This window comes from Streptomyces sp. NPDC088252, from assembly GCF_044740965.1.
Classification (GTDB): domain Bacteria; phylum Actinomycetota; class Actinomycetes; order Streptomycetales; family Streptomycetaceae; genus Streptomyces.
Genome location: NZ_JBIURS010000068.1, coordinates 1 through 1,838, shown reverse-complemented (window position 1 = coordinate 1,838; position 1,838 = coordinate 1). Strand labels below are relative to the sequence as shown.

At 68.8% G+C, this 1,838-nt stretch carries 1 protein-coding gene; it reads right to left on the bottom strand.

Features of this window, described 5'->3' with window-relative positions:
- On the bottom strand, positions 1 to 1,729 hold a 1,729-nt coding region (locus tag ACIOHC_RS43795; protein WP_401847042.1), incomplete at its 3' end, for a hypothetical protein.
- Positions 1,730 to 1,838: the final 109 nt, after the last annotated feature.

The following is a 1,838-nucleotide window of genomic DNA, read 5'->3' as shown; positions in this document are numbered from 1 at the left end:
CCCTTTCCAGGCCGTCCAGCGCGGCCCGCACGCGGGGCGCGATGTCCACGATGTCCGTATACGGCTCGGATTCATCAGAGGCACCCTGACGCTCGGCATACGCCTGTGCCCACTCACGCACCACCGGCCCCCACTGCCGGACCGCGAGCTCATAACCAAACCAGCGCCATGAGGCGTGTTCGCCCTGGCGCTTCACCCATGCACGGCGCTCCGACGGCACGTTTGCGTACACCTCGGCGGTGAGGTGGTTGGAAAGGTCTTGGAGTGCGTTCGGGTCGCTGCGCAGCGACCCGGGCAGCTCCGCCATCTCCGTGACGAGGTGGTTCATCGCCCCGGCCCACACGGGCTCGCCGCGCAGATCCACCAGCTCGAGACCGAGGAAGTTTCTCAGGAACTGATTGAGCGGCAGGTAACGGGCCGAGCCAAGGCCCGGATCGGGCGCAGTCTGCGAGCCCGAAGCCTCCTGCCCCGGCCTGGGGGCGAAGAGCTCCGGGTATGTCTGGATCAGGCGGGGGAAAGCCGCCCAGTCCTCAGCGGTACGCAGCCCGAGCATATCGAACTGCGACCTCATGAACTTGACCCAGCGCTCCCACCCCTCTTCGTCCAGAGCCCCACGGCGCTCCACATACTGATGCAGCGCGGCAATGTCCTGCGGGAACAACAGCGCCAGGTCCGAGGCCTGCGGGAAAAACAGCGCCCGGTCCGAGTCCTCCAGGAACAACGGCCCCAGGTCCGAGTCGTGCTGGATCAACAGATCATCCGAGACGTTCCACAGCCGCCGCGTGGCCGCCTCCAGCGTCGTCCTCCTGAGCGCGTTGGACAACAGGACCTCAGCCCGCCGCTGGTGCTCCCGGAACGCCGCACCCGCCGCCGCCTCTGCCTCGCTCCGATCGGCCAGCCACCCCCTGACCAGCCCATCGGCACGGTCCGCCGCACGGGACCGCAGCTCCCCCAACTCCAACTCGCTCCGCCGCACGAAACTCCGGAAACCGACAAGATCCTGCACGCGCAGCTGCAACCCGGACCCCGCGAACCAACGAAGGTCCTCCGGGACGAATCCCGCCTCCGCCAGGCGCCGGCGCAGCACATCTGCACCGCTCGCTACCCGCTCCTCCGGCAGGACACCATCCAGCAGCCCCGACAGCTCGTCCGACACCAGCACCAGATGCTCCGGCAGCACACCCAGCAGCCTCGCCAGCGCAAAGACCCGGTGGGGGCCAACATCCAACGCCCGGGTCAGGCCGACGACCGCTTCGGGGAAGCGCCCCAGCGTCCGAACTTGCACCATCAGCAACTCGACCTGCTTCGCATCGAGCCCCCAGTGGTGCGCCAACTCCATCACTGCGGCGACGTCCACACCGACCGGCAACGAGTACATGGCGAAGACCCGCGCCACTGCGTGGTCCATGCCGAGGCGGTCAGCGTTCTCCCGGACAGCGTTCGCCTGTGCCCATGCGCGCACCACCGGCCCCAGCGGCCGGACCGCGAGTTCGTGGCTCATCCAGCGCCGTCCGGTGTCCCGGTCCTGGCGCTCCACCCATTCACGCAGCTCCGGCTGCACGTTGTCGTTCACCTCGTTGGCGAGGCGCTCGGCAAGGTCTTCGAGCGCGTTCGGGTCGCTGCGCAGCGACCCGGGCAGCTTCGCCATCTCCACGACGAGACGGTTCATCACCCCGGCCCACACGGGCTCGCCGCGCAGCGCCGCCAGGTCGAGCCCGAGGAAGTCCACGAACTCATTGAGCGGCTGGTAACGGGCCGAACCAAGGCCTGGGTCGGGCGCAGTCTGCGAACCCGAACCCTCCTGCCACGGCCCGGTGGCGAAGAGCTCCGGGCAGGCC